Below are 205 nucleotides of genomic sequence, written 5' to 3'. Positions count from 1 at the left end.
GAGGTGTTCGGCCTGGCCCGGCCGGAGCTGGCCGGTCTGCTGTCGGCGCCCTGGTACGGGCTGAAGGTCTGTGCTGAGGTGCCCGGCGAGCCGCTGGCGGCGGTCGGCGGCTTCTCGATCACCGCACAGCACGGCCTGGAAGAGCTGGCCGCGGCCGACACCGTGGTCGTGGTCGGGGTCCCGAACGCCTTCGGCGGCGAGGTCC

At 74.1% G+C, this 205-nt stretch carries 1 pseudogene; it reads left to right on the top strand.

Annotated features, from left to right (window positions below):
- Nucleotides 1-205, top strand: a pseudogene (locus tag C7C45_RS33265) (hypothetical protein); the annotation flags it as partial.

It is taken from the genome of Micromonospora arborensis (assembly GCF_003205615.1).
Classification (GTDB): Bacteria; Actinomycetota; Actinomycetes; order Mycobacteriales; family Micromonosporaceae; genus Micromonospora; species Micromonospora arborensis.
The sequence above is the reverse complement of the archived record's forward strand: the minus strand, read 5'-3'. Positions and strand labels throughout refer to the sequence as shown.